Consider the following 23,140-nt stretch of genomic DNA (forward strand, 5'->3'; position numbering starts at 1 on the left):
CGATCCATCCCCTGACGGAGATCCAAGATGAAGATGCGATCCTCCGGCGTCCTCGCGGCGCTCGGAACACTCCTCCTATTGTCCGGCGCCAGCTTCGCCCAGGAAGCGATCAAGCTCGGCGTCCTCGAAGACCAGTCCGGCGACTTCGCCGTCGCCACGATCGGCAAGGTCCATGGCATCGAGCTCGCCACCGAGGAGATCAACGCCGCCGGCGGCATTGCGGGCCGTCCGCTGGAGCTCGTCGTCTACGACACGCAGTCGGACAACACGCGCTACCAGGAGTTCATGCGGCGCGTCCTGCAGCGCGACAAGGTGGATGCGGTCTTCGCCGGCTTCTCCTCGGCTTCGCGCGAGGCCTATCGCCCGATCGTCAACCAGTTCGACGGGCTCGCCTTCTACAACAACCAGTACGAAGGCGGCGTCTGCGACGCCAACATGATCGTGACGGGCGCCGTGCCCGAGCAGCAGTTCTCGACGCTCATTCCGTACATGATGGAGACCTACGGCAAGAAGGTCTACACGATCGCCGCGGACTACAATTTCGGCCAGATCTCCGCCGAATGGGTGCGCAACATCGTCAAGGAGAACGGTGGAGAGATGGTCGGCGAGGAGTTCATCCCGCTCGGCGTCTCGCAGTTCTCCCAGACCATCCAGAACATCCAGGCCGCCAAGCCGGACGTCCTCGTGACGCTGCTCGTCGGCACGGCGCAGGCGTCCTATTACGAGCAGGCCGGCGCGGCGAACCTCAAGGTGCCGATGGCCTCGTCGGTGAACGTCGGACAGGGCTACGAGCACAAGCGCTTCAAGCCGCCGAGCCTTTCCAACATGTACGCGACCGTCAACTACATCGAGGAGGTCGATACGCCGGCGTCCAAGGCCTTCGTCGAGAAGTGGCACAAGAAGTTCCCGGACGAGCCCTACATCAACCAGGAGGCGGAAAACTCCTACACGGCCGTCTACCTCTACAAGTCGATGATCGAGCGGGCCGGCGGAAAGACCGACAAGGAGTCGCTGCGCGCCGAGATCGCCAAGGGCGACGTCTGCTTCGACGCGCCGGAGGGCAAGGTCTGCCTAGACCCGAAGAGCCAGCACATGTCGCACACGATCTATCTGGCCAAGGTCGGCGAGGATCACTCGATCAGCTTTCCCAAAGTCTGGGACGACATCAAGCCCTATTGGCTGGGCGACGCCGGCTGCGACCTGACGAAGAACGATCCGAGCGAGCAGTACACGCCGTCCAATCCCCCGCCGAAGGGCTGACACGACACCGGCCGGGCCGAGAGCGCCCGGCCGGCCTCCTCCGTCGAACCTGTTTCTCCCAATCCGGATGGCACGATGGACGTCCTCTACGGCGCCTTCACCTTTCTCTACCAAGCGGGCGACGCTTTCGCCTTCCTCGTCCTCTCCGCCTGCGGCCTCGCCGTCATCTTCGGCATGATGGGCGTCATCAACCTCGCGCATGGCGAGTTCATCCTCTGCGGCGCCTATGTCTCGACGAGCGCGGCCCGGATGGGCCTGCCGCTTCCCCTCGCCATCCTCCTCGGCGCGGCGGTCGCCGGCATCGTCGGCATGGCGCTGGAGCGCCTCGTCATCCGCCATCTCTACGAGCGGCCGCTGGATACGATCGTCGCCACCTGGGGCGTCTCGATGATCGCCACGCAAGGCACGCTCATCCTTCTCGGCTCCACGCTCCAGGGCACGGGCACGCCCTTCGGCTCCTTCGCCGTCGGCCCCTACACCTATTCCGTCTATCGCCTCGTCCTCGTCGGCGCGGCGCTCCTGACGCTGCTCTGCCTCTGGCTCGTCTTCACCAAGACGCGCTTCGGCACCATGGCCCGCGCCACGATCCAGGTGCCGCACATCGCCGAAGCGCTCGGCGTCAACACGAGCCTCATCTATTCCCTGACTTTCGGGCTCGGGGCGGCGCTCGCGGGTCTGGCCGGCGGTCTCTACGCCCCGACCATGACGCTGGTGCCGACCATGGGCAGCGCCTTCGTGGTCGAGGCCTTCGTCACCGTCGTCGTCGGCGGGGCCGACATCTTCCTCGGCACCGCGCCCGCCGCCGCCGTGCTCGGCATCGTCAAGGCCGCGCTGACCTCCTGGCAGGGACAGCTTTTCGGCCAAATCGGGCTGCTCGTCGCCGTCATCGTCGTCATCCGCGTCCTGCCCCGAGGCATCTCGGGCTGGATCCTGCGCGAAAGGGCCTGATCTCCATGGCACGCGCATCCAAGACGCCGCGCTGGCTGGCGCTTCTCGAAGGCCCGCAGACGCTCGGCAAGGGTCTCCGATTCTGGTCGCTCTTCCTTCTCGTCCTCGCCGCCGCCTCGGCCTATCCGCTCTTTGCGGACGGCTACGACGTCGGCAACAACGTCTACTTCTTCAACTGGGCCTTCATGGCGCTCGGCCTCAGCCTCATCTGGGGCTATGGCGGAGCGCTCTCCTTCGGGCAGACCGCCTTCTTCGGCGTGGCGGGCTATGCCTACAGCGTCATCTCGATCAATCTCGGAGACGCCTACGGCCTGACGCTCTTCGCGCTCCTCGCCGCCGTGCTCCTCTCGGCGCTCTTTGCAGCCGTGCTCGGCTACTTCCTGTTCTTCGGTCGCATCTCGGGCGTCTTCCTCGGCATCGTCACACTGTCCGTGACGCTCGTCCTCGAGCGGTTCATGTCGCAGACCGCCGGGCCGGAATGGAAGATCGGAGCGGCGCGCCTCAACGGCTTCAACGGAATGGGCGGCATGCCGAGCCTCACCATTCCCTGGCCGGGCGGCGACATCGCGCTCTTTCCCGACATCCCGCTCTACTACGTGACGCTGGCGCTGCTGACGCTCGCCTATCTGGCCTTGCGCATCCTCGTGAACTCGCGCTTCGGCAACGTCCTCGTCGCGATCCGCGAGAACCCGCAGCGCGCGGAGATGCTCGGCTACGACATCCGGCGCTACCAGTTGGCAGCCTTCGTCATCGGCTCGGCGCTCGCGGGACTGTCCGGCGTCCTCTACACGTCCTGGGGCAATTACATCACGCCGGCCTCCATGGGCATGACGGCGGCCTCGCTGCCGATCGTCTGGGTCGCCGTCGGCGGTCGGTCCGATCTGACGACCACGCTGCTCGGCACGCTCCTGGTGCTGGCCGGCTTCCAGGCGCTGACGATCTACGGCAGCCAATATGCCATCGTCGTCATGGGCCTCCTTCTCGTCGCGACCGTTCTCGTCGCGCCGAACGGCCTCGTCCACGGGCTCGGCTCCCTCCTGTCGGGACGACTGCGTCGGCGGGTCCGCGAGCGGGAGGCCCTGTGATGGCCGCGATTCTCCAGACCCGCGCGCTGAACAAGTGGTTCGGCGGCCTCCACGTCACCGGCGGCGTCGATTTCGACCTCGAACACGGCAAGATCCACTGCCTGATCGGGCCGAACGGGGCCGGCAAGTCGACGCTCTTCCGACTGATCCTCGGCGAGCATCTGCCGACCTCCGGGCAGATCCTCTACGAAGACGCCGACATCACCCTGGACAAGCCGTTCCAGCGGATCCGCCGGGGCATCAGCGTCAAGTTCCAGGTGCCGGGCATCTTCAAGGCGCTGTCGGTGCGCCAGAATCTCCAGATCGCGCTCCAGCACCACGAGAGCGCGCAGAGGCTGCCCGAGGAGATCGACCGCCTGCTCGAATTCCTGAAGCTTCAGGCCGACGCGTCGGCGCTCGCGGGCAATCTCAGCCACGGGCAGAAGCAATGGCTGGAGATCGGCATGGCCATCGCCCTGAAGCCGCGGCTCCTCCTTCTCGACGAGCCGACGGCGGGCATGACGCCGGACGAAACCTTCGCGACCGGCGAAATGGTGCAGGCGCTCAACCGCCAGGGCGTCACGATTCTCGCGGTCGAGCACGACATGGCCTTCGTGCGCCAGATCGCGCAGGCGGTCACGGTGCTGCATTTCGGCAAGATCTTCGCGCAAGGCACGATCGAGGAGATCGTCGCCGATCCCCGGGTCGCCGCGATCTATCTCGGAGAGGTCCATGCGTAAGGAGACCATCCTCAACACGGTCGGCCTTCGCTCCGGCTATGGCGGCAAGCCGGTGCTGCAAGGCGTCGACATGGAGGTCCGCGAGGGCGAGATCGTCGCCGTCATCGGGCGGAACGGCGTCGGCAAGTCGACGCTGATGAAGAGCCTGATCGGCCTTCTTCCCGTCGACAAGGGTTCGATCGTCTTTCGCGGCCAGGCGATGGACTCCCTGTCCGCCCACCAGCGCGCGCGGCTCGGCATCGGCTACGTTCCGCAGGGCCGCGACGTCTTCCCGCGCATGAGCGTTTCGGAAAATCTCGCGGTCGGCGAATGCATCGCGGGCGCTCCGGCACCGAAGGAGCGGCTGGAGCAGATCTTCTCGTTCTTTCCGATCCTCGCCGAGCGCCGCCATCAGCGCGCCGGCACGATGTCGGGCGGCCAGCAGCAGCAGCTCGCCATCGGCCGCGTCCTCATGGGCGCGCCCTCGCTGATCCTCCTCGACGAACCCTCGGAGGGAATCCAGCCGAACATCGTCCAGGACATCGCCCGCATCATGGTGGAGCTGAACCGCGCCACCGGCGTCACCATCGTCTTCGTGGAGCAGAACATCGACATGATCCGCGCCATGGCCCAGCGTGCCTATGTCATGGACAAGGGACGGATCACCGACGCGATCACCCCCGACGCCCTCGAGGATCGCGATGCCGTGCGCCGCTATCTCGCGGTCTGAGGCAGAACGTCAAACATCATCAGAAGAAGGAGGCTCCGATGAGCTGGTTCGAGGATTCCATCATGGCCCGCAAGGGCGTCGCCAAGGGAGAGGCGCGCAGCGAGCACGCGATCACCGAGGAAAGCCAAGGCACGTACCACTACGTCTACGGCGCGTTCGCCGAGCCGATCCTCGCGGTCGATCCGGGCGCGGTCATCTCGGCCGAGACGCACGACGCTTTCGAGGGCGCGATCCAGACCGAACAGGACATGCCGAGCGAGAAGCTCAACTTTCCCTTCCTCAACCCGCAGAACGGGCCCGTCTGGATCAACGGCGCTGAAAAGGGCGACTGCCTCGCGGTCCACATCAAGAGCATCGTGCCGCGTGGGCCCCAGCCGCGTGGGACGACCGTGATCATGCCCGAATTCGGCGGGCTCGTTCCGACCGCCGACACCGCGCTCCTCACCCAGCCCCTGCCCGAGCGTGTGAAGAAGGTGGAGGTCGACGCCGAGACCGGCGTCAAGTGGAACGAGCGCATCACGCTACCCTACGAGCCCTTCATCGGCACGATCGGCACGGCGCCGGAGATCGAGGCGATTTCCTCGCTCGTCCCCGACTATTACGGCGGCAACATGGACCTGCCCGACGTCGCGCCCGGCGCGGTGATCTACCTGCCCGTGAACACGAAGGGCGCCTATCTCTTCCTTGGCGACTGTCATGCGGCGCAAGGGGACGGCGAACTCTGCGGCGTCGCCATCGAGCACCCGACGGTGACCACCGTCCAGGTCGATTTGATCAAGGGCTGGACGATCAGGTCGCCGCGTCTCGAGAACGATCGCTTCTACATGACGATCGGCTCGTCGCGGCCGATGGAAGATGCCGCCCGCGGCGCCTATCGCGAACTGATCCGCTGGCTCGCCAAGGATTTCGGCTTCGAGGAAATCGACGCCTACATGCTGCTGACCCAGTGCGGCCGCATCCGCCTCGGCAACATGGTCGACCCGAAATACACGGTCGGCGCCTCTATCCTGAAATCGATCGCCGGCACGCCGCGCTGAACCCGCTCCGTCCCGGCTCCGGCCCGACCATGGTGCGGGCTGGAGCCTGTCGCTTCCCGTCGATCGAGGTTTGCCCTATGAGCGCCCCCTTCAAGACCGCCGCCGTCCAGTTCGAGCCGACCATGTTCGAGAAGGCACGCAACATCGACGGGCTGCTGGCAATGGTCGAGACCGCCGCTGCCGCCGGCGCGAAGTTGATCGTGACGCCGGAAATGGGGACGACCGGCTATTGCTGGCACGACCGGACGGAGGTTGAGCCCTTCGTCGAGACGATACCCGGCCCGACCACGGACCGCTTCGCGGCGCTCGCCAAGGCTCGGGACGTCCACATCGTGGTCGGCCTGCCCGAGGTCGACCCCGCGACCGGCCTCTACTACAATTCGGCCGTGCTGATCGGACCGACGGGCGTCGTCGGCACGCATCGCAAGACCCATCCCTATATTTCCGAGCCGAAATGGGCGGCCTCCGGCGATCTCGGCCATGCCGTCTTCCAGACGCCGCTCGGGCGGATCGCCCTGCTGATCTGCATGGACATCCACTTCATCGAGACCGCACGCATCGCCGGTCTCGGCGGTGCCGACGTGATCTGCCACGTCTCCAACTGGCTCGCCGAACGCACGCCCGCGCCTTACTGGATCAACCGGGCCTTCGAGAACGGCTGCTATCTCGTGGAAGCCAACCGCTGGGGCCTTGAGCGGGGCGTCCAGTTCTCCGGCGGCAGCTGCATCATCGCCCCGGACGCGACCATTCTCGCCTGCGTCGACGGCGGGGACGGCATCGCCTATGCCGACATCGATCCCTTCGTCGCCCGCGCGCGCAGGGTCTGGGGCGAGCCGATACTGGCGCAGCGGCGGCCCGATCTCTACCGCGAACTGATGACCAACACCTTCGCCTGGAATCCCGGCGACTTCTTTCGGCTGTACGGGCATCGCCCGCTTCCGGAGGGTCGCAAGGCCGCGATCGCAGTGGCCGAGTTCGCGCCGGGTCCCGATGCCCGGGCCAATCTCGCCGAGATCGTGCGGCTGGCGGAGGTCGCCAAGGCGGACGGCGCCGAACTCGTCGTCTTTCCCGAACGCGCCATCACCGGCCTCGGCGATCCCGCGGCGAGCGCCGTGACGCCGGACGATCCCCTGATCGCCGAATTTTCGGCGTCGGCTTCACGGCTCGGCCTGTATCTCGTCGCCGGCTTCGCGGAGATCGAGGACGAGCGCCGCTTCGACAGCGCCGCTCTCGCGGGACCGGAGGGCCTCATCGGCATCTATCGCAAGATCCACCTCACGGAACACGACAAGGATTGGGCCAGCGCGGGCGACGAATGGGCCGTCTTCGATCTGCCCTTCGCCCGCCTGGGTCTCCTCATCGGGCACGATGCGAGCTTTCCGGAAGCGGGGCGCGTGCTCGCCTTGCGCGGCTGCGACCTCATCGCCTGCCCCGCGGCGGTGAAGGATCGCTTCCATTTCGGTCACGACGGCAGCCGCGTCGCGCAGCCCGCCCCGATCCCGACCGGCGCGGATCCGATCCACTGGCACCAGTACCGGGTCCGCGCGGGCGAGAACAATTGCTGGCTCGCCTTCGCCAACGTTCGGGCGCCGCTCGCCGGCTATCCCGGCCTGTCCGGCGTCTTCGGACCCGACACGTTCCTGTTCCCCCGCCAGGAAGCCATCGTCGGCGACAACGCGGCTCATGCCGTCGCGACGATCGACACGGGCACGGTCGGCGGTCCCTATCCGACCCATGTCGTGCGGCGAAAGGACCTCGTCCTGATGCGCCAGCCGCACCACTACACGGACCTCGTCCGCCCCCTGCGGACGGCCTGAAGCAGCGAGCCGATCGAACGCCGACAGGGAACGTCGTTCCGCGTCTGACGGAGTGGGCCTGACGTCGGCCTCGCAACGACGACGGCTCCCGGACGCGCCGGGACCGACGGGTAGCCTTCGGTTCCTGCCCGACGATCGGTTCGTCCTCACGTCTCCTTCGGTACGCGGAAGGCTCGAAACCGGAAGCTGTCCGAGCCGCGGGAGCCGGTGTCACAGGCCGTTCGGCCGACGGCGCGGGAGCCCTTGACGGTCTGATCGCCGGACGATGGACAGACGGTCCAACGCCGGCGCGGGTCGAGCCCGTCGTCCGGCGACAGGCCGCTTTGGAAGGAAGCGCCGTCGCTGGCGCTTTCTCCCGTTTCTCGCCGCACCCTTGCGCGGCGCGCCTCTTCTCAGCCGAAGAGCTTGGTCGCGATTTCCGCGATGTGCTTGCCCTGGAAGCGCGCGCCGTCCAGCTCGATCTGGCTCGGCTGGCGCGAGCCATCGCCATTCGCGATCGTGGTCGCGCCATAGGGCGAACCGCCTGCGACCTCGCTGTTGTCCATCTGTCCCTGGAACGAATAGGGCAGACCGACGATCATCAGACCGTGGTGCAGAAACACCTTGTGCAGCGATAGGATCGTCGCCTCGTTGCCGCCATGCTGCGTCGCGCTGGAGGAGAATGCGCCGCCGACCTTGCCGATCAGTTTTCCCTGCAGCCAGATGCCGCCGGTGCGATCCCAGAACGTGGACAGCTGCGAGCTCATGTTGCCGTAGCGCGTGGGAGTTCCGACGATGATCGCATCGTAGCCGACCAGATCGTCCGGCTGGGCGACGGGATGTTCGCTGTCGGTCTTGAAATAGGCGGCAGCGACGACTTCCGGCGGCGCTGTTTCCGGTACGCGTTTGATATCGACGGTGGCGCCGGCGCTCGCCGCACCTTCCGCGACGGCCTTCGCCATCGTCTCGATATGTCCGTAGCTCGAATAATAGAGCACCAGCACCTTGGCCATTTGTCTTCCTCAATCATGCGGCGAACCGTTCCTGGTGCCGCTGCGGCACCTCCTGACACAGGGATGGACGCGATGGAAGCCACGCCTGCCGGCACGATCCGTCAACGAAACGACACGGTCACGATATCCGTCAGTGGCGCCTTGCATTTCGCCGCGCCGCACCGCTCTGATCTCCGGATCGAGTCCGCCTCGGACTCGCCGATCCCATTCCCGAGCGCCCGCCCATGACGACAACGCAATCACCGAAGACCGCCATGCTCGCCATCGGCGACGAGATCCTGTCCGGGCGGACCAAGGACAAGAACATCGGCCATCTCGCGGAGGTGCTGACCGCGGCCGGCATCGATCTCTGCGAGGTGCGCATCGTCGGCGACGAACCGTCGAGGATCGCCGACACGGTCAACACGCTGCGCCGCGAATACGATTACGTCTTCACCTCCGGCGGCATCGGCCCGACGCATGACGACGTGACGGCGGATGCGATCGGCGCGGCCTTCGCCCTGCCCGTCACCGAGCATCCGGAGGCCGTCGCCCTCCTCGCGGCGCATTACGAACGGCGCGAGATGCCCTTCACCGAAGCCCGCCGGCGCATGACGAGGACGCCCCAAGGCGCGAGCCTCATCGAGAATCCCGTCTCGGTCGCGCCCGGCTTCCGGGTCGACAACGTCTTCGTCATGGCCGGCGTGCCCTCGGTCTTCCAGGCGATGCTCGACCATGTCCTGAAGCTTCTGCCGACCGGCACGCCGATGCTCAGCGCCGCCGTCGACTGCCCCTTCGGAGAGGGCGATATTGGAACGCCGCTGCGTGCGGTGCAAGGACGCCATCCCGGGGTCGCGATCGGATCCTATCCCCGGTTCGGTGGCGGGACGAACGGCTTTTCCGCCGAGATCGTTCTGCGCTCGCGCGACGCTGCCCGGCTCGCGTCGGCCAAGGCGGATGTCGAGGCGATGCTGAACGAAGTGGGCCACACCCTCGGTCTTGTCGCGCCCGGTCCCTCCGTCTAAGACCGGCCAGCCTTGTCCGGAGTGTCGCCATGTCGAGCGTCGAGAAGTCCTTCCCCGTTTCCTGGGACCAGTTCCACCGCGATGCGCGGGCGCTGGCCTGGCGGCTGGCCGGCATACGGCCGGAATGGAAGGCGATCGTCTGCATCACTCGGGGCGGGCTGGTGCCGGCGGCGATCATCTCGCGCGAGCTTGGAACGCGGATGATCGAGACCGTGTGCATCGCGTCCTACCACGACTATTCCGAGCAGGGAGAACTGCGCGTTCTCAAGGAAGTGGCCCCGCAGCTTCTCGAGGACGAGGGCGAGGGAATCCTGATCGTCGACGATCTCACCGATACGGGCAAGACCGCCGGGCTCGTGCGGGCGATGTTGCCCAAGGCCCATTTCGCGACCGTCTACGCCAAGCCGAAGGGTCGGCCGCTCGTCGATACGTTCATCACCGAGGTCAGCCAGGACACCTGGATCTTCTTTCCCTGGGATCTCGGCCTCAGCTTCCAGGCCCCGATCGCCAAGGGCACGGCCGGCTGAGGATCCGGCAGCTCGAACGGTCGAGCGCTCGCGCCGAGCCGTTCGGCGCAGATCGGCCGAACGTTCCGATCGAAGGCCGACGCGCGGTCAGCCGACGAGATCGAGCTCGGCGACGAGCACGAGGCCGGACGGCAGCCAGGCGCGGTCGATGGAGCCGCCGTGCTGGCGAACCACCAGGGTCTCGAGCAGGGTCGACCCGAACCCCGTCCGCGAGGGTTCTTCCTCGATCGCGATGCCGGTCTCCCGCCATTCCAGGCGCAGACGTCGGCCGCTTGCGGTCGCGGTCGCCTGCCAGGACACGGCGATCGAGCCGCCCTTCGCGATCGCTCCGTACTTGGCCGCATTGGTCGCGAGTTCATGGGCGACCATGCCGATGGAAGCGGCTTCCTCCTCGGTGACGGGCACGGGCTCGCCGGAAATGTCGAGGCGCCCGCTGTCGCAGACGAGGGCGCCGGTCGCCTCGTAATGGCTGAGTTCGTTGGCCAGAATGTCGCCGACCGTCGTCCCGCGCGCGCCGACATCGGTGAGAAGCGACTGCGTGCGCGCCAAGGCCGCGATACGCTGCGTGACGGACTTGCGGATGACCGCGGCATCGCCGCCCTCGCGCAGCGAAAGGCTGACGATCGCCTGGACCTTGGCGAAGCTGTTCTTCACGCGATGCTCCATCTCGCGCATGAGCAGCGTGCGCGCCACCTCGGCCGCTTCGCGGCGTCGGATCTCGTTGCGCAGGAACAGTTCGGTCTCGACGATGCCGGCGAGATCGGCGAGGATCGAGCGATCGGTTTGGGACCAGATGTGAACCCGGCTGTCGATCGCGCAGAGCGAGCCGATCACCTTGCCGTCGGCCTGACGCAGGGGATAACCGAGATAGGCCTCGACGCCGAGGTCGCGTATCGCGAGATTGTCGCACACGAGCGGATCGGCCCGCGCGTCGTCGATGACGAGCGGCGCCCCCGTGCGCACGACATGCTGGCAGAACGAGTGGCTCAGCGGCGTCTGCCGGGCGGAATGCCAGGGCTCGGGCAGGCCGATCTCACCTTTGAAGAACTGCCGATCCTCGTCGAGGATCGTGACCAGAGAGACGGGTACGTCGAGCAGCCGCGCCACCAGCCGCGTCACGCGGTCGAACGCCTCTTCGGGCGGCGAGTCCAGAAGGTCAGCCTTACCGTAAGCCGCGCGTTGCTGGTCCCCGTCACCCGGGCCCGCGCGATCGGTCTTCGTCATGTCCTGAACTCCCCGCGGACGTTCGCCCCGCGGCACCGTGCGAAGCGGGATCGTCATGATCCCAACGCTTCGCGCGTTAAGAAGGGATGCTGCGGCTCGACGTCAAGGTTCCGTGTTCGATTCAGGATCACTGAGCACGTTCGCTCCTCCCCTTGCGAGGCGCGTGGCGGTTATGCCCGTTATCCCCATGCGGGCGCGGGTGCCGAGCCGTGCAGGCGCGTCGAGACGTTGCTAGTCTGCCGCTCTGCGGGTGCATCGGGAGACGCGGTCGTGCGTCGGTCAGGAAACCTGTGGATATCCGAATGGGACGGAAACCGGTCTGCTCGTCCCGGATTTCATCTGCAGAGGCCGGCTCGGCCGCGATGCCGGGCATTTTAACCGAATTTTTCGATTCTCCCGGGGATGCCCCGGCGCCATCTGGACGGCATCGAAAGACTCGCTTAAGCCTATCGCATCTACTATATATGGTGGCTACCGACAGGCTGCCCACTAGATGACCACCGGCTTCGACCGGGCAACGCCGAACCTGGATTCGGTGATCGGACCTTCGCGTCCCATCGCCAGACGTTTTGAGGACAGACCCATGGGCATGACGATCGAGCGCCGTTCGACCAAGGCCGGCGAAAGCGCCTATGCGACGATCCCGTTCCGCGAGGCGACGAGCGAAATCAAGAATCCGGACGGCTCGGTCGTCTTTCGCCTGGAGGGTATCGCCGTTCCCGCCCAGTTCAGCCAGGTGGCGGCCGACATTCTCGCCCAGAAGTACTTCCGCAAGGCCGGCGTGCCGAAGATCCTGCGCCGTGTCGAGGAGAACGACGTTCCGTCGTGGCTGTGGCGTTCGGTGCCCGACGAGGAGGCGCTCGCCACCCTGCCCGAAGACGAGCGCACGGGCTCGGAAATGGATGCGCGGCAGGTCTTCGACCGACTCGCGGGCACCTGGACCTATTGGGGCTGGAAGGGCGGCTATTTCGCGTCCGAGGAGGACGCGCGCACCTTCCGCGACGAGCTCGCCTTCATGCTGGCGACCCAGAAGGTCGCGCCGAATTCCCCGCAATGGTTCAACACGGGCCTTCACTGGGCCTATGGCATCGACGGCCCCGGCCAGGGGCATTTCTACGTCGATCACCTGACCGGCGAGCTGACCCGTTCCACCTCGGCCTACGAGCACCCGCAGCCGCACGCCTGCTTCATCCAGTCGGTCGCCGATGATCTCGTCAACGACGGCGGCATCATGGATCTCTGGGTCCGCGAGGCGCGGCTCTTCAAATACGGCTCCGGCACAGGCTCCAACTTCTCCAAGCTGCGTGGCGAGGGCGAAAAGCTCGCCGGCGGCGGCAAGTCGTCGGGCCTGATGAGCTTCCTCAAGATCGGCGACCGCGCCGCCGGCGCCATCAAGTCGGGCGGCACGACGCGCCGTGCCGCCAAGATGGTGGTGGTCGACATCGATCATCCCGACATCGAGAAGTACATCATGTGGAAGGTCCGCGAGGAGGAGAAGGTCGCCGCCCTCGTCACCGGCTCCAAGACCGTCTCCAAGCACCTGAAACTCATTCTCTCGGCCTGCGTGAACTGCGAGGGCCCCGAAGGCGACTGCTTCGAGCCGATGAAGAACCCGGCGCTGAAGCGCGCGGTCAAGGACGCCAAGCGTGCCCAGGTTCCCGAGAACTACATCAAGCGCGTGATCCAGTTCGCGCGCCAGGGCTACACGGACATCGAGTTTCCGGTTCTCGACACCGACTGGGACTCGGAAGCCTATCTGACGGTCGCCGGCCAGAACTCGAACAATTCGGTGCGCGTCACCGACGACTTCCTGCGTCTCGTCGAGTCCGACGGCGACTGGAATCTGACGGCTCGGCGCGACGGGCGCGTCGTGAAAACCCTGAAGGCGCGCGAGTTGTGGAGCCAGGTCGGCTACGCCGCGTGGGCCTCGGCCGATCCCGGCATCCAGTTCCACACGACGATCAACGACTGGCACACCTGCCCGGAAGGGGGCGAGATCATCGCCTCCAATCCGTGCTCGGAATACATGTTCCTCGACGACACCGCCTGCAATCTCGCCTCGCTGAACCTTCTCCAGTTCCGCGAAGCGACGGGCCGTTTCGACACGGACGCCTTCGAACATGCGACGCGTTTGTGGACGATCGTCCTCGAGATCTCGGTCCTGATGGCGCAATTTCCCTCCAAGGAAATCGCTCAGCGCTCCTACGATTACCGCACGCTCGGCCTCGGCTTTGCCAATATCGGCGGGTTCCTGATGACGTCCGGCATTCCCTATGACTCCGCCGAAGGCCGCGCGATCTGCGCCGCCGTTTCGGCTCTCATGACGGGCGTCTCCTACGCGACCTCGGCCGAGATGGCCGAGAAGCTCGGCCCCTTCCCCGACTATGAGCGCAATGCGGACCATATGCTGCGCGTCATGCGCAACCATGCCAGAGCCGCGCATGGCATCGCCAACGGTTACGAGGGCCTCGCCGTCGACCCGGTGCCGCTCGACCACACGTCGTTGAAGGACAAGCGGCTCTCCGGCCGCGCGAAGGCCGCCTGGAGCCATGCCGTCGAACTCGGCACCAAGCACGGCTATCGCAACGCGCAGGTCTCGGTCATCGCGCCGACCGGCACGATCGGCCTCGTCATGGACTGCGACACGACGGGCATCGAGCCGGACTTCGCCCTGGTCAAGTTCAAGAAGCTCGCCGGCGGCGGCTACTTCAAGATCATCAACAACGCGGTCCCCGCGGCGCTGCGCACGCTCGGCTACTCGGAAGCCGAGATCGCGGAGATCGAAGCCTATGCGGTCGGCCACGGCAATCTGAACCAGGCGCCCGCCATCAATCCCGGCTCCCTGCGCGCCAAGGGCTTCGGCGATGGCGAGATCGCGGCGCTGAACGGTGCCTTGAAGAGCGCCTTCGACATCAAGTTCGTGTTCAACAAGTGGACGCTCGGCGAGGCTTTCTGCCGCGACGTGCTCGGCGTCACCGATGCGCAGCTCGCCGATTTCAGCTTCGAGCTCCTGCCCCATCTCGGCTTCTCCAAGGGAGACATCGAGGCGGCGAACGTGCATGTCTGCGGCGCGATGACGCTCGAAGGCGCGCCGCACCTCAAGGACAAGCATCTGCCGGTCTTCGACTGCGCGAACGCCTGCGGGCGCATCGGCAAGCGGTTCCTCTCGGTGGAGAGCCACATCCGCATGATGGCGGCAGCTCAGCCGTTCATCTCGGGCGCAATCTCCAAGACGATCAACATGCCGAACGAGGCGACCGTCGAGGATTGCACGAGCGCCTACATGCTGTCGTGGAAGCTCGCGCTGAAGGCGAACGCGCTCTACCGCGACGGCTCCAAGCTCTCGCAGCCCTTGAACGCATCGCTCATCGCCGAAGACAGCGACGACGAGGACGACATCGTCGAGGAGGCGACCGCCGCCCTCATCGCCGCGCCGTCGGCGGCCCGCGCGACGGAAGTCGCCGAGCGCATCGTGGAGCGGATCGTCGAGAAGGTGGTGCGTGACCGCGAGAAGCTGCCGAACCGCCGCAAGGGCTACACCCAGAAGGCGATCGTCGGAGGGCACAAGGTCTACCTGCGCACCGGCGAATTCGACGACGGTCGTCTCGGCGAGATCTTCATCGACATGCACAAGGAGGGCGCCGCCTTCCGTGCGATGATGAACAACTTCGCGATCGCCATCTCGCTCGGGCTGCAGTTCGGCGTGCCGCTGGAGGAATATGTGGAGGCCTTCACCTTCACGCGCTTCGAGCCGGCAGGCATGGTGCAGGGGAACGAGGCGATCAAGAACGCCACGTCGATCCTCGACTACATCTTCCGCGAACTCGCCGTGTCCTATCTGGGACGGCAGGATCTCGCTCATGTCCAGCCCGAGGATTTCGGCGCCTCGACGGTGGGTCGCGGCGTGGAGGGCGACAAGCCCGCGCCGCTGCCGATCTCGTCCGGCATGGTGCGCGGCCAGACCGCGAAGTTCCGCCTGGTCTCCTCGACCGAGCCTGTCGGTTCGGCGGCGGCTCCCGCGCCGAAAGCCGTGACGCCCGCCGTCGCGGCGCCCGCCACGCCCATCGGCGGGGTCCGCGCCACCGCCATCGGCACCGGTTCGGTGCGCGCGGCGACGGCGGCCAAGCCCTCGACGGCGAGCGAGCCTGTCGCCTTCCGTCGCGGCGCGGAGGCTCCGCTGGCCAAGCCGTCTCCCGTCGCCGACGTCTCGCCGGCCCAGGGGCTCTTCGACAGTCCCCTCGCCTTCGCGGCGAGCGAGGAGGACAAGGCGCGCGTGGAGGCCTCCGGCTCTCCCAAGCCCACCAGCGCCGACCGCCGCGCCCAGGCCCTCATGCGCGGCTACACCGGCGAAAGCTGCTCGGAATGCGCCAATTTCACCATGGTGCGCAACGGCACCTGCCTGAAGTGCGACACCTGCGGAGGTAGTTCCGGGTGCAGTTGATTGTTCCGTTTGTGTCGAGAACACCAATGTTCTGTGAAAAGTCACCTTTGTTCTGAACTCGAACCAGCAGAAACAATGGCTTAGCACCGACGAAGAAACTGAACGAAAAGGGCCGCGGCGTCTCCACCGCGGCCCTTTTCATATTGTCGCTCGACTCTGATTCAGGTCAGATGCGTCTTGGCGAAAGTTGCCAGGACTGCGCGTCCGAGGACCCGTCGCTCCAGCGCCAGTTCGGCCAGAGCCAACACCGCCGAGCGATGTTGCGAAACGATCATCAACGCCTCGGCATAAAGACGCCGCAGCCGGACCTCAACCGACCCGCCGTCGATCTGCTGACCGTATGACAGGTGGTCCCCAAGACCGAACTGCGCCTCGATCCGCATCAGCCACGCGGTCGCCTGACCCAGATCGGAAGAGTCAGAGCCTCCGGCACCCGCCGAAGCCGAGCCAAGGACGATCTCCTCGGCGGCCCGGCCGGCAAGGATCGGAATGATCAACGCTTCAATGTCCTGCCTCAGTCCTTCGACCGAACTCTCGCTGAAGTCCAGGACCACCGCTCCTGCCGACGTTCCATCTCGAACGATCGACAGGGATGACGGTCTCCCGCCGAGCAGCATGTGCACGACGGCATGTCCCGCCTCGTGGATGGCGACCCGCCGAAGAACGGCAGTGGGCCTCGTCTCCGGCGGCAGCGCGATGGAAAGCAGATCCTCTACTTGAACGCTCCTTCCCGCCAATCTCGCAATGCGCCGTGCATCCCGGGCGATGCGGGCGACGTCCGCACCCGATGTCGTTCCAGCCAGCGCCGTGGCAATCGGCTGCACGGCATCGTCGGCGATGCTCTCGCCGAGATGGCTGCGGAAGATGCCGACGAGCGCGTTTTCGTCTGGAAGATCGATCGTGAACCGCCGGTCGAGACGTCCCGATCGAACCAACGCTGGATCGAGGTTCGTTCCGTCGTTGCAAGCCGCCAATATGATCACGCCCTCTCGGCGGCTTGTACCGTCCAGGCACTCGAGCAGTCCGTTGGTGATGGAGCGCCACCAGTCGTCGTGACTGCTGGCGCCACCGCGTGCCGGCAACGTGTCGATCTCGTCGATGAAGACGATCGACGGTGTGCTGGATGCGGCCTCGTCAAACACATGGCGCATCCTCTTCATGAGGTCGCCAAGGTGCCCGGACTTCGCCGATTGCCAGTCCGCATACGATGTCGGCAGGAAGACACAGCCAGCGGACTCGGCCAGCGCCGAGGCGAACAGCGTCTTGCCCGTGCCGGGCGGACCGACGAGCAGACAGCCGGAATCGACGTCGGCCCACGTGATGCGGCCGGCTTGAAACGAAGCCAGATCGGCGACCAGTCGAAGGCCCCAATCCTGAGCTTCTCCGTAGCCGTGAAGGTCTTCGAGACGAGCTCGGTCGCCGGTCGCACGGACACCGACAGCTGTCGTATCCACCGCCCGCAGCAGCCGAATCGCGTCGTCGGAATCCAGAGCCTTCTTCATGATCAGATCGAAGACGTCGGGCGGAACCGCATCCGCACGCAGATCGTGGGGCAGGACGTCAGGGCGTTCCGGAAATCTGACCGCGAACGATGTCCTGATGCCGTCGTTGGTCAACGGCGCGACCTGATGTTCGAAGTCGACGAATGCCGCCACCCGGCCCGGCAATGTGTCGCTACGGCCGACGATGCAGCAGACCGTGTCGCCGTAGAGATCCTTCAGAATCTCCTCGGCCGTGAAGCTGCCGCGTCTGCCGGACTTCACGACGGAAGGAGAGTAATGGTGGGCCGTCCGCAGGTGCGTGCCGCGGATCGCCATGGCGACGGCCTCGAAAGCTTCGACCGCAGGCTCCGCCCAGGCATCCGAAGGTATGCGCAGGACGATCAATTGCGGACGGTGGGACGCCAGCGCCTGCCGGGTCCGTGGCGGAATGGCCGACAGCATCGTCCTGTAGACCAGTCTGGCCGATGGACGCAGCCCGACGACCGCCTCCCGGGCGGACGCGGTCTGTTCAACCCGAAGGAAGGCTGCGAGATCTATGTCTTCGGACGCGTCCGCGTCCTGGATGTCGTCGATAGGTGCAGCTCGGGTCATGGCCCTACGCCTCTGTGTGCTTGTCCGTACGATGGATTCCAGGCTCATCTTCGCAGTCTGACCTGGGTCTCGGGCCCGATCGGCATCTCGTGCCATTCGATCGCGACATGCCGTTTCAGCACCATCGCAAGCACCGCGCCGACCGGTTCTCCCGACTCGCGCATCGCCGATGCGGCTTCGATCAACGTCACGGAACCTGCCTCCTCGAGCCAGGCGAGAAGTCGCACACGATCGCCCAGCGAGACCGTCCGCCGGGCGTACCGCATCATCTCCCGTGCATTGGTCAGCGCAGGTTCGGTCCGGATCTCGCTCGTCGAAATGGACCTGTAGGCGGTCGTCGGATCGCAGGGTCTGATCCCGATGGGCCCTTCCGCATCCATAAGGATCGTCGAGCCGTCTTCGTTAAGCACCAGGAAATCGGGCGCGTGGGATAGGATCTCACCATCGGAATCGTGGAATTCGACGGCTGCAGGAAGACAGCGCCAAGCGGCGATCTCGTCGTCCAGATCGAGGAGAACGCCAAGGTCGCGGGCGAGCTGGGTGCGGAAGGTCGGTCTTCCGTCGCAGCGGACCGTGCTGAACGGGAGGAAGCGCCGACGATCCGGCCCTGATCGGAAGCTCCGGCAGTCGATAGTGTCGGCAGATCTGGAATTATGATCGAGGGAGTCGTTCATGGTCGTCGCTCCGGAGCCGCTGCGGGCCGCACGCCGTCAGGCGCCGGAGGACGGGGTGGAACCCTCTATCTCCGGCGTTTCTCAAGCCGCATCGCGGCTACGGGCGTTTTCATTCGAAGCTCGATCATGGTGAGAACATAAGAGGTACGGAGACGAAGAGGCAAGCGTTTTGATTCGCACGTGGGCCGTTTCGGTTAACGACGGGCGCCACGCAGATTGCGGCCGTCGTCCGGTACGAGCGGCCTGGTCTCGACCGATCCGTCCGAATTCTGGCCCATGCGATAACCGAGGACGAACTCCTCGACCTTCGCCATGGACATCTCACAAGGCTTCACCAGGAACGTCCCGTCAGTCAGGCGGTACGCGTTGAAGCTGACGATCCCGTTCGCACCGAGTTCCTCCGCGAACAACCAGATCCGGCTACCGTCGGGGGACGGTTTCTTCGTAGCGGACCATCGCCTACCCCCGAACATTCCGCAGCTATATCCTGCCGGAACAGCTGCGAGGGAACGCTCGAACAGGTGCTGATCCGCGGCGGACCAGAGCGATCTCGGACCGACCGAACTCACGACAACGCGTCGAGGCGAGCGGTCACGACGGGAAGGATCCCTTCGACGATCCGATCCACTCCGGCAGCGTTCGGATGGATGCCGTCGCCGAGATTGTAACCGGAACGCATCGCCACCCCCTTCAGGAAGAACGGATACAGAGTAGCCCCATGCTTGGCGGCCAACCGTTCGAAGATGGTGTTGAACGATCGGGAAAACGCGTTCCCCATCCCGGGAGGCGCGATCATCCCGGCCAGCACGACGTCGCTGCCGTTGCTTTTCAGGCGATCGAGGATCGCGTCGAGATTGCGTTCCGTCACAGTCGGCGGAACTCCCCGCAGGATGTCGTTCGCGCCGAGTTCGAGAATGACGAGGTCGGCGGACTTCGGCACGTCGCGAGCGACACGGGCGAGACCGCCATCGCTGGTGTCGCCCGAGATGCCCGCGCTCAGGACAGTGACGTCGTATCCGCGCTTCTTCAACGCCTGTTGCAGCCTTGCGGGAAAGGCCTCGCTGCGATCGAGCCGGTAGCCTGCGGTGAGGCTGTCGCCGAATGCGACGATGCTGATCGGCTTGGCCTTGGTCTTGGCCTCTGCCGGGTGGTCGAACGTGGTCGCCGCAACGAGTGATGCGGCCCCGAGAGCAGCTCGGATCGCCTTGTTCTGGAACATGTGGTTGCCCGTGATCTTCGGTGTCGGTTGGATCGCATCTATGCATCCCGCACGTTCATTTCGACGGCCGTTCCGATCTCCGCTCGATTACGGATGCGACGATCGGCTGTAAAGCGTAGCTCTCGAAGGATCGTCGTCGTCGCCGACGTCAGTCGACGTCAACGATCAGTCCGGGGTCGAAACCGGTTCGTTCCTCCGCACGACCGGCTGGATTGCAGACGATGCGCGTGCTCCCGATCCGATAGTCCCGTGCGGTATGGATGTGTCCATGAACCCAGAGGTTCGGTCGCCAACGTTCGATCTCGGGCTCGAGGTCCGAAGCGTAGCACTGGTTCAGATCCGCGGACGGAATCTCCAACGATCGGATGCTGGGCGCGTGATGCGAGACGACGACCGTCCGCGACCCATCGCTCGTCGAGAACGCGCTTTCCAAGAAGCGTCGCGAGCCATGATGGAGGCTGAGAGTGTCGGAAGGATCGAGCCGCCGCGATCGCCGCGTGGACGATCGTCGATGGATCCGTCGGTAATCGTTCATGCCTCTGCGCGCATCGCCGGAGGCGTGCGAGAGGCTGTGATGGACGCCGGCGCGCAGATCGGTCCACAGGGTCGAACCCAGGAAGCGCAGTCCGCCGACGTTCGCCTCCCCGTCGACGAGAAGATGGATCCCGAGCCGGTCCGCAAGCTCCTGTCCGGCCTCCGTCTCGTCCTCGATCGTGAAGCCGTCGGGGCCTTCGTCGCGGTAGAAGTCGTGATTGCCGGGCGTGTAGATCGTCGGCGTGCCGGCGAAGCGGTCCGCAAGCCACGTGATCGAAGACGTCAAACGGCCGGCGCAGTCGCCGGCAACGACCACGATGTCGAACTGATCGCTCAGGCGAGCAGGATCGTAGGGTGGACCACCCTCCCCCTGATGCAGATCGGAAATGATGAGAAGGCGCTGGCTGGTCATGGAGCCGGACCTCGGAACTAAGCCCGGCGATCGTCCGAGCTGGGAAGACTGCCCGATTTCGGGCGTGCGATGCCATCCGCCTTCAGCGTTGCCGCCGTGGCGTCCTTTCGAGCATCACTGTCTTCGTCGTTCGTGGCATCGTTCCAAGCGTCCGTGATCTGTGTCGATCTCGACACACTAGCACGGCGTGGTTTCGCGAGCACGTGAAATGCTCGTCACGCGGGATCGGTTTCTGCTGCTATCGCGCAGGCCAGATATCTAGCGGTGATTCGGTGACGGAAGATGAAACGAGACGGACCAGTCGCCGTGCAGACGGACGAGAACCGCTTCTCGTCTATCTGGATCCCGATTTGATCATCCGTCTTAAGAAGTTGGCGCTGGATCGTCGGACGCATGCCTACCTCCTTGTAGAGGAGGCAGTGAGAGATTGCGTGGACGCATCAAGAAACGTGGTTGAAAAATGAACTGTTTGTGCACTCTGACCAGTGGAAAAACGTGTAAGCTTATCGGAAGTTCTTTCGTGTTCGTTGCTGAGCCGTGGATTTGGTTTTGATTACGGATCCGATCGACGCTACGCAGCTATTCAAAACCCGTGTCGCCGTTGCTCGTCACGGTGAGATGGACCGCGCCAAATGGTGGAACACCAACAAGGCGTTGTCCTCGACCGGCGCCATGGTGTTCAAACGAGGCTTTCCACGCACGCATGCATTCGCACAGGCACGTGCCGTCTTCGCGGTAGCAAAGCAGCGCTGCGACGAACACTTCAACCCCCCGAAGTCGGCTACCCTCTGGCGACTGCCGCAGGAAATCGAAGAGCAGGTCGAAGCGGTGTGGGACGTTTGGCTCGATGACGCCGCGAAGTGGTCCGAGTTTTTCGATGCGATAGCGATGCCGCTCGAAGGTGATCTTGCTTCACTGATGCGGAGACTTGGCCTGGTAAACGACAGCGACGTGGCCGCGTCCAAGGATCTGCGTCGATCGGTGGAAGGACGTTCTATTCAATTGCCTGGGACCTTCGGCTCGACCCGCAGAGAACTGGCGCTTCTGGCGTTGGGCTTCGAGCGCGGCGGAGACAGGCTTGTGGTTCCGTATGCAAGGCTAGGCGGTCTATGAAAACGCCGAAGCTCTTCTCCCAGCGCCTGTTGAGGAAGGGTCCGCTCGCAGCGGAGACATTTGATCTATTCTCGCAATGGGACTTCGAGGTCGGTGTCGATCTGAATCTCAAGCGAGGACTGGAAGGGCAATTTCGAACTACGGCGTGGGAAGCTGAGGTTCACTCGACAATCCGGGCGCGGTTGACCGATATCGATGCTATCCGTCCGCTTATCCAACTATCAAAAAGCGGCATCTCGTTTGCAGACTGGCGGGACTGCTACCGGCTTTGGCTCATCATCACCGAACAGCCTTTCGGCGCATTCGTCTTGGACTGGCTGTATGAGGAGCGCGGAAATGGCCGTTACCAAGTGCGTGCAGAGGAAATTCGACCGTTCGTAACTAGTTCCTGGCAGCTGGCGCAGAAGGCACCTCTTTCCCAATATGGAGTAGTTCGCGCCGCACGAGATTTGCTCAAAAACTCCACCGACCTTGGGCTCCTTTCGGGAACGTCACCGGTCAAAACGCTGAACCATCCAGGCCTCGATGACGGCGCATTCGTTTTTCATCTGCTTCTGATCGCCGAAATCGAGGGCAGTGCATCTCGTGCAATCGAAAGCCGCTACTGGCGCGCCGCATTCATGGCGCCGTCCGACGTTCACAATAGGCTTTTGCTACTGCACCAGTATCGCAAGGTCGACTACCAGGTCGCCGGCAGCCTTATTCAACTCTCCCTGCCCTATGCCAACAGCCTGGCGTTCGCCGAAGCGGTAGCAGCATGACCGAGTTTCAATCGCGCCTCAATCGGCTCCAGCCTATCCTGGAAGATCGCGATCCGCGGAAGCAGATCAGTGCCTATCACGACATGCCGTATGCGATCTTCCGCTATTCGCCTGGTGAAGAATTCGCGTTGCGGAACGCGGTCACACTGTTGGCGACACGTCTGGAGAATGTCGGGAAGCGCGTTACGCATATCTCTCTTGGTGACTGTCTGAAAGAGGCGCTGGAGTCCCAGCGTCCTCTCGAGGACTGGTTCCAGATCGAGCGTGAGATCGGATTATCCGAAACCATCCAGACGATCGCCAACGTGTTGGAAGAGTATCGCCCACTCGTCGACATGGTCAGCGAGCGTCTGCCGGAGACGTCCGACCCTCAGAAGGATGTGGTCTTCATCACCCGAACCGGTGCGCTGTTTCCGGTCTACCGAACTTTCTCCTTGCTCGAGCAGCTTAAGGGCAAGGTCTTCGTGCCGACCGTCCTCTTCTATCCCGGCGACCTCGATGGCGCCGCTGGGCTCCGTTTCATGGGCGTGCTCCAGGCCGAGCACAATTATCGCCCCAAAATCTTTTGACC

The 23,140-nt window shown here is 64.8% G+C and carries 20 protein-coding genes; 13 read left to right on the forward strand and 7 right to left on the reverse strand.

Annotated features, from left to right (window positions below; all coding sequences use genetic code 11):
• Positions 1-27 precede the first annotated feature (27 nt).
• The 7 genes from ASG43_RS13340 (at position 28) to ASG43_RS13370 (ending at position 7,575) form a co-directional block, all read left to right on the forward strand.
• Entirely contained in the window at positions 28-1,260 is a 1,233-nt protein-coding gene (locus ASG43_RS13340) for an urea ABC transporter substrate-binding protein (RefSeq protein WP_056505679.1), read from the forward strand.
• A gap of 75 nt (positions 1,261-1,335) precedes the next feature.
• Complete coding sequence (locus ASG43_RS13345; RefSeq protein ID WP_056505681.1) at positions 1,336-2,208, forward strand: branched-chain amino acid ABC transporter permease; 873 nt, start codon at positions 1,336-1,338, stop codon at positions 2,206-2,208.
• A gap of 5 nt (positions 2,209-2,213) precedes the next feature.
• Positions 2,214-3,293, forward strand: a complete 1,080-nt coding sequence (locus tag ASG43_RS13350; RefSeq protein ID WP_056505684.1) for a branched-chain amino acid ABC transporter permease — start codon at positions 2,214-2,216, stop codon at positions 3,291-3,293.
• Positions 3,293-4,012 (forward strand): ABC transporter ATP-binding protein, encoded by a 720-nt coding sequence (locus ASG43_RS13355; protein WP_056505687.1) that lies wholly within the window; start codon positions 3,293-3,295, stop codon positions 4,010-4,012. The genes ASG43_RS13350 and ASG43_RS13355 overlap by 1 nt, the downstream gene beginning before the upstream one ends.
• Complete coding sequence (locus ASG43_RS13360; protein ID WP_056505690.1) at positions 4,005-4,721, forward strand: ABC transporter ATP-binding protein; 717 nt, start codon at positions 4,005-4,007, stop codon at positions 4,719-4,721. Before ASG43_RS13355 ends, ASG43_RS13360 begins: the two co-directional genes overlap by 8 nt.
• Before the next feature lie 38 nt (positions 4,722-4,759).
• A complete protein-coding gene (locus ASG43_RS13365; RefSeq protein WP_056505692.1) occupies positions 4,760-5,758 on the forward strand; it encodes an acetamidase/formamidase family protein in 999 nt (332 codons plus the stop codon).
• Between the two features lie 77 nt (positions 5,759-5,835).
• Positions 5,836-7,575 carry a nitrilase-related carbon-nitrogen hydrolase gene (locus tag ASG43_RS13370; RefSeq protein WP_056505695.1) on the forward strand — a complete coding sequence of 580 codons (1,740 nt, stop codon included), beginning with the start codon at positions 5,836-5,838 and terminating at the stop codon, positions 7,573-7,575.
• Positions 7,576-7,967: 392 nt separating this feature from the next.
• Here the strand turns inward: ASG43_RS13370 and wrbA are convergent, their stop codons facing one another.
• Positions 7,968-8,567 (reverse strand): NAD(P)H:quinone oxidoreductase, encoded by a 600-nt coding sequence (gene wrbA / locus ASG43_RS13375; protein ID WP_056505698.1) that lies wholly within the window; start codon positions 8,565-8,567, stop codon positions 7,968-7,970.
• A 224-nt stretch (positions 8,568-8,791) separates the two neighbouring features.
• On the opposite strand from wrbA, the gene ASG43_RS13380 reads away from it, so the two are divergent.
• Together ASG43_RS13380 and gpt are read left to right on the forward strand one after the other, a co-directional pair.
• Positions 8,792-9,571, forward strand: a complete 780-nt coding sequence (locus ASG43_RS13380; RefSeq protein ID WP_056505699.1) for a competence/damage-inducible protein A — start codon at positions 8,792-8,794, stop codon at positions 9,569-9,571.
• A 29-nt stretch (positions 9,572-9,600) separates the two neighbouring features.
• Positions 9,601-10,098, forward strand: a complete 498-nt coding sequence (gene gpt / locus ASG43_RS13385; RefSeq protein WP_056505702.1) for a xanthine phosphoribosyltransferase — start codon at positions 9,601-9,603, stop codon at positions 10,096-10,098.
• Between the two features lie 87 nt (positions 10,099-10,185).
• On the opposite strand, the gene ASG43_RS13390 is transcribed toward gpt, so the two are convergent.
• Positions 10,186-11,322, reverse strand: a complete 1,137-nt coding sequence (locus ASG43_RS13390; RefSeq protein WP_162244724.1) for a GAF domain-containing protein — start codon at positions 11,320-11,322, stop codon at positions 10,186-10,188.
• Between the two features lie 589 nt (positions 11,323-11,911).
• Between ASG43_RS13390 and ASG43_RS13395 the strand changes: the two genes are divergently transcribed.
• A complete protein-coding gene (locus tag ASG43_RS13395) occupies positions 11,912-15,763 on the forward strand; it encodes a vitamin B12-dependent ribonucleotide reductase (RefSeq protein WP_056505878.1) in 3,852 nt (1,283 codons plus the stop codon).
• A 161-nt stretch (positions 15,764-15,924) separates the two neighbouring features.
• Here ASG43_RS13395 and ASG43_RS13400 read toward each other — a convergent pair whose 3' ends face one another.
• The 5 genes from ASG43_RS13400 to ASG43_RS13420 form a co-directional block, all read right to left on the reverse strand.
• Complete coding sequence (locus ASG43_RS13400) at positions 15,925-17,856, reverse strand: AAA family ATPase (RefSeq protein WP_056505719.1); 1,932 nt, start codon at positions 17,854-17,856, stop codon at positions 15,925-15,927.
• A gap of 44 nt (positions 17,857-17,900) precedes the next feature.
• The gene (locus tag ASG43_RS23160; protein WP_156382108.1) at positions 17,901-18,047 is read right to left on the reverse strand and encodes a hypothetical protein; all 147 of its coding nucleotides are present in this window, start codon (positions 18,045-18,047) and stop codon (positions 17,901-17,903) included.
• A 677-nt stretch (positions 18,048-18,724) separates the two neighbouring features.
• Positions 18,725-18,940 (reverse strand): hypothetical protein, encoded by a 216-nt coding sequence (locus tag ASG43_RS23800; RefSeq protein ID WP_348271080.1) that lies wholly within the window; start codon positions 18,938-18,940, stop codon positions 18,725-18,727.
• A gap of 155 nt (positions 18,941-19,095) precedes the next feature.
• Positions 19,096-19,749: an arylesterase gene (locus ASG43_RS13415; RefSeq protein WP_056505727.1), complete on the reverse strand. Its 654-nt coding sequence runs from the start codon at positions 19,747-19,749 to the stop codon at positions 19,096-19,098.
• Between the two features lie 148 nt (positions 19,750-19,897).
• Positions 19,898-20,695 (reverse strand): metallophosphoesterase, encoded by a 798-nt coding sequence (locus tag ASG43_RS13420; RefSeq protein WP_056505730.1) that lies wholly within the window; start codon positions 20,693-20,695, stop codon positions 19,898-19,900.
• Between the two features lie 549 nt (positions 20,696-21,244).
• Between ASG43_RS13420 and ASG43_RS13425 the strand changes: the two genes are divergently transcribed.
• The 3 genes from ASG43_RS13425 to ASG43_RS13435 are packed head-to-tail and all read left to right on the forward strand — an operon-like array spanning position 21,245 to position 23,138.
• Positions 21,245-21,808 (forward strand): BrxE family protein, encoded by a 564-nt coding sequence (locus ASG43_RS13425; protein ID WP_056505881.1) that lies wholly within the window; start codon positions 21,245-21,247, stop codon positions 21,806-21,808.
• Positions 21,805-22,569 carry a hypothetical protein gene (locus tag ASG43_RS13430; RefSeq protein ID WP_056505731.1) on the forward strand — a complete coding sequence of 255 codons (765 nt, stop codon included), beginning with the start codon at positions 21,805-21,807 and terminating at the stop codon, positions 22,567-22,569. Before ASG43_RS13425 ends, ASG43_RS13430 begins: the two co-directional genes overlap by 4 nt.
• The gene (locus tag ASG43_RS13435) at positions 22,566-23,138 is read left to right on the forward strand and encodes a BREX protein BrxB domain-containing protein (protein ID WP_056505734.1); all 573 of its coding nucleotides are present in this window, start codon (positions 22,566-22,568) and stop codon (positions 23,136-23,138) included. Before ASG43_RS13430 ends, ASG43_RS13435 begins: the two co-directional genes overlap by 4 nt.
• The last annotated feature ends 2 nt before the right edge of the window (positions 23,139-23,140 follow it).

It is taken from the genome of Aureimonas sp. Leaf454, from assembly GCF_001424685.1.
In the GTDB taxonomy this organism is placed as follows: domain Bacteria; phylum Pseudomonadota; class Alphaproteobacteria; order Rhizobiales; family Rhizobiaceae; genus Plantimonas.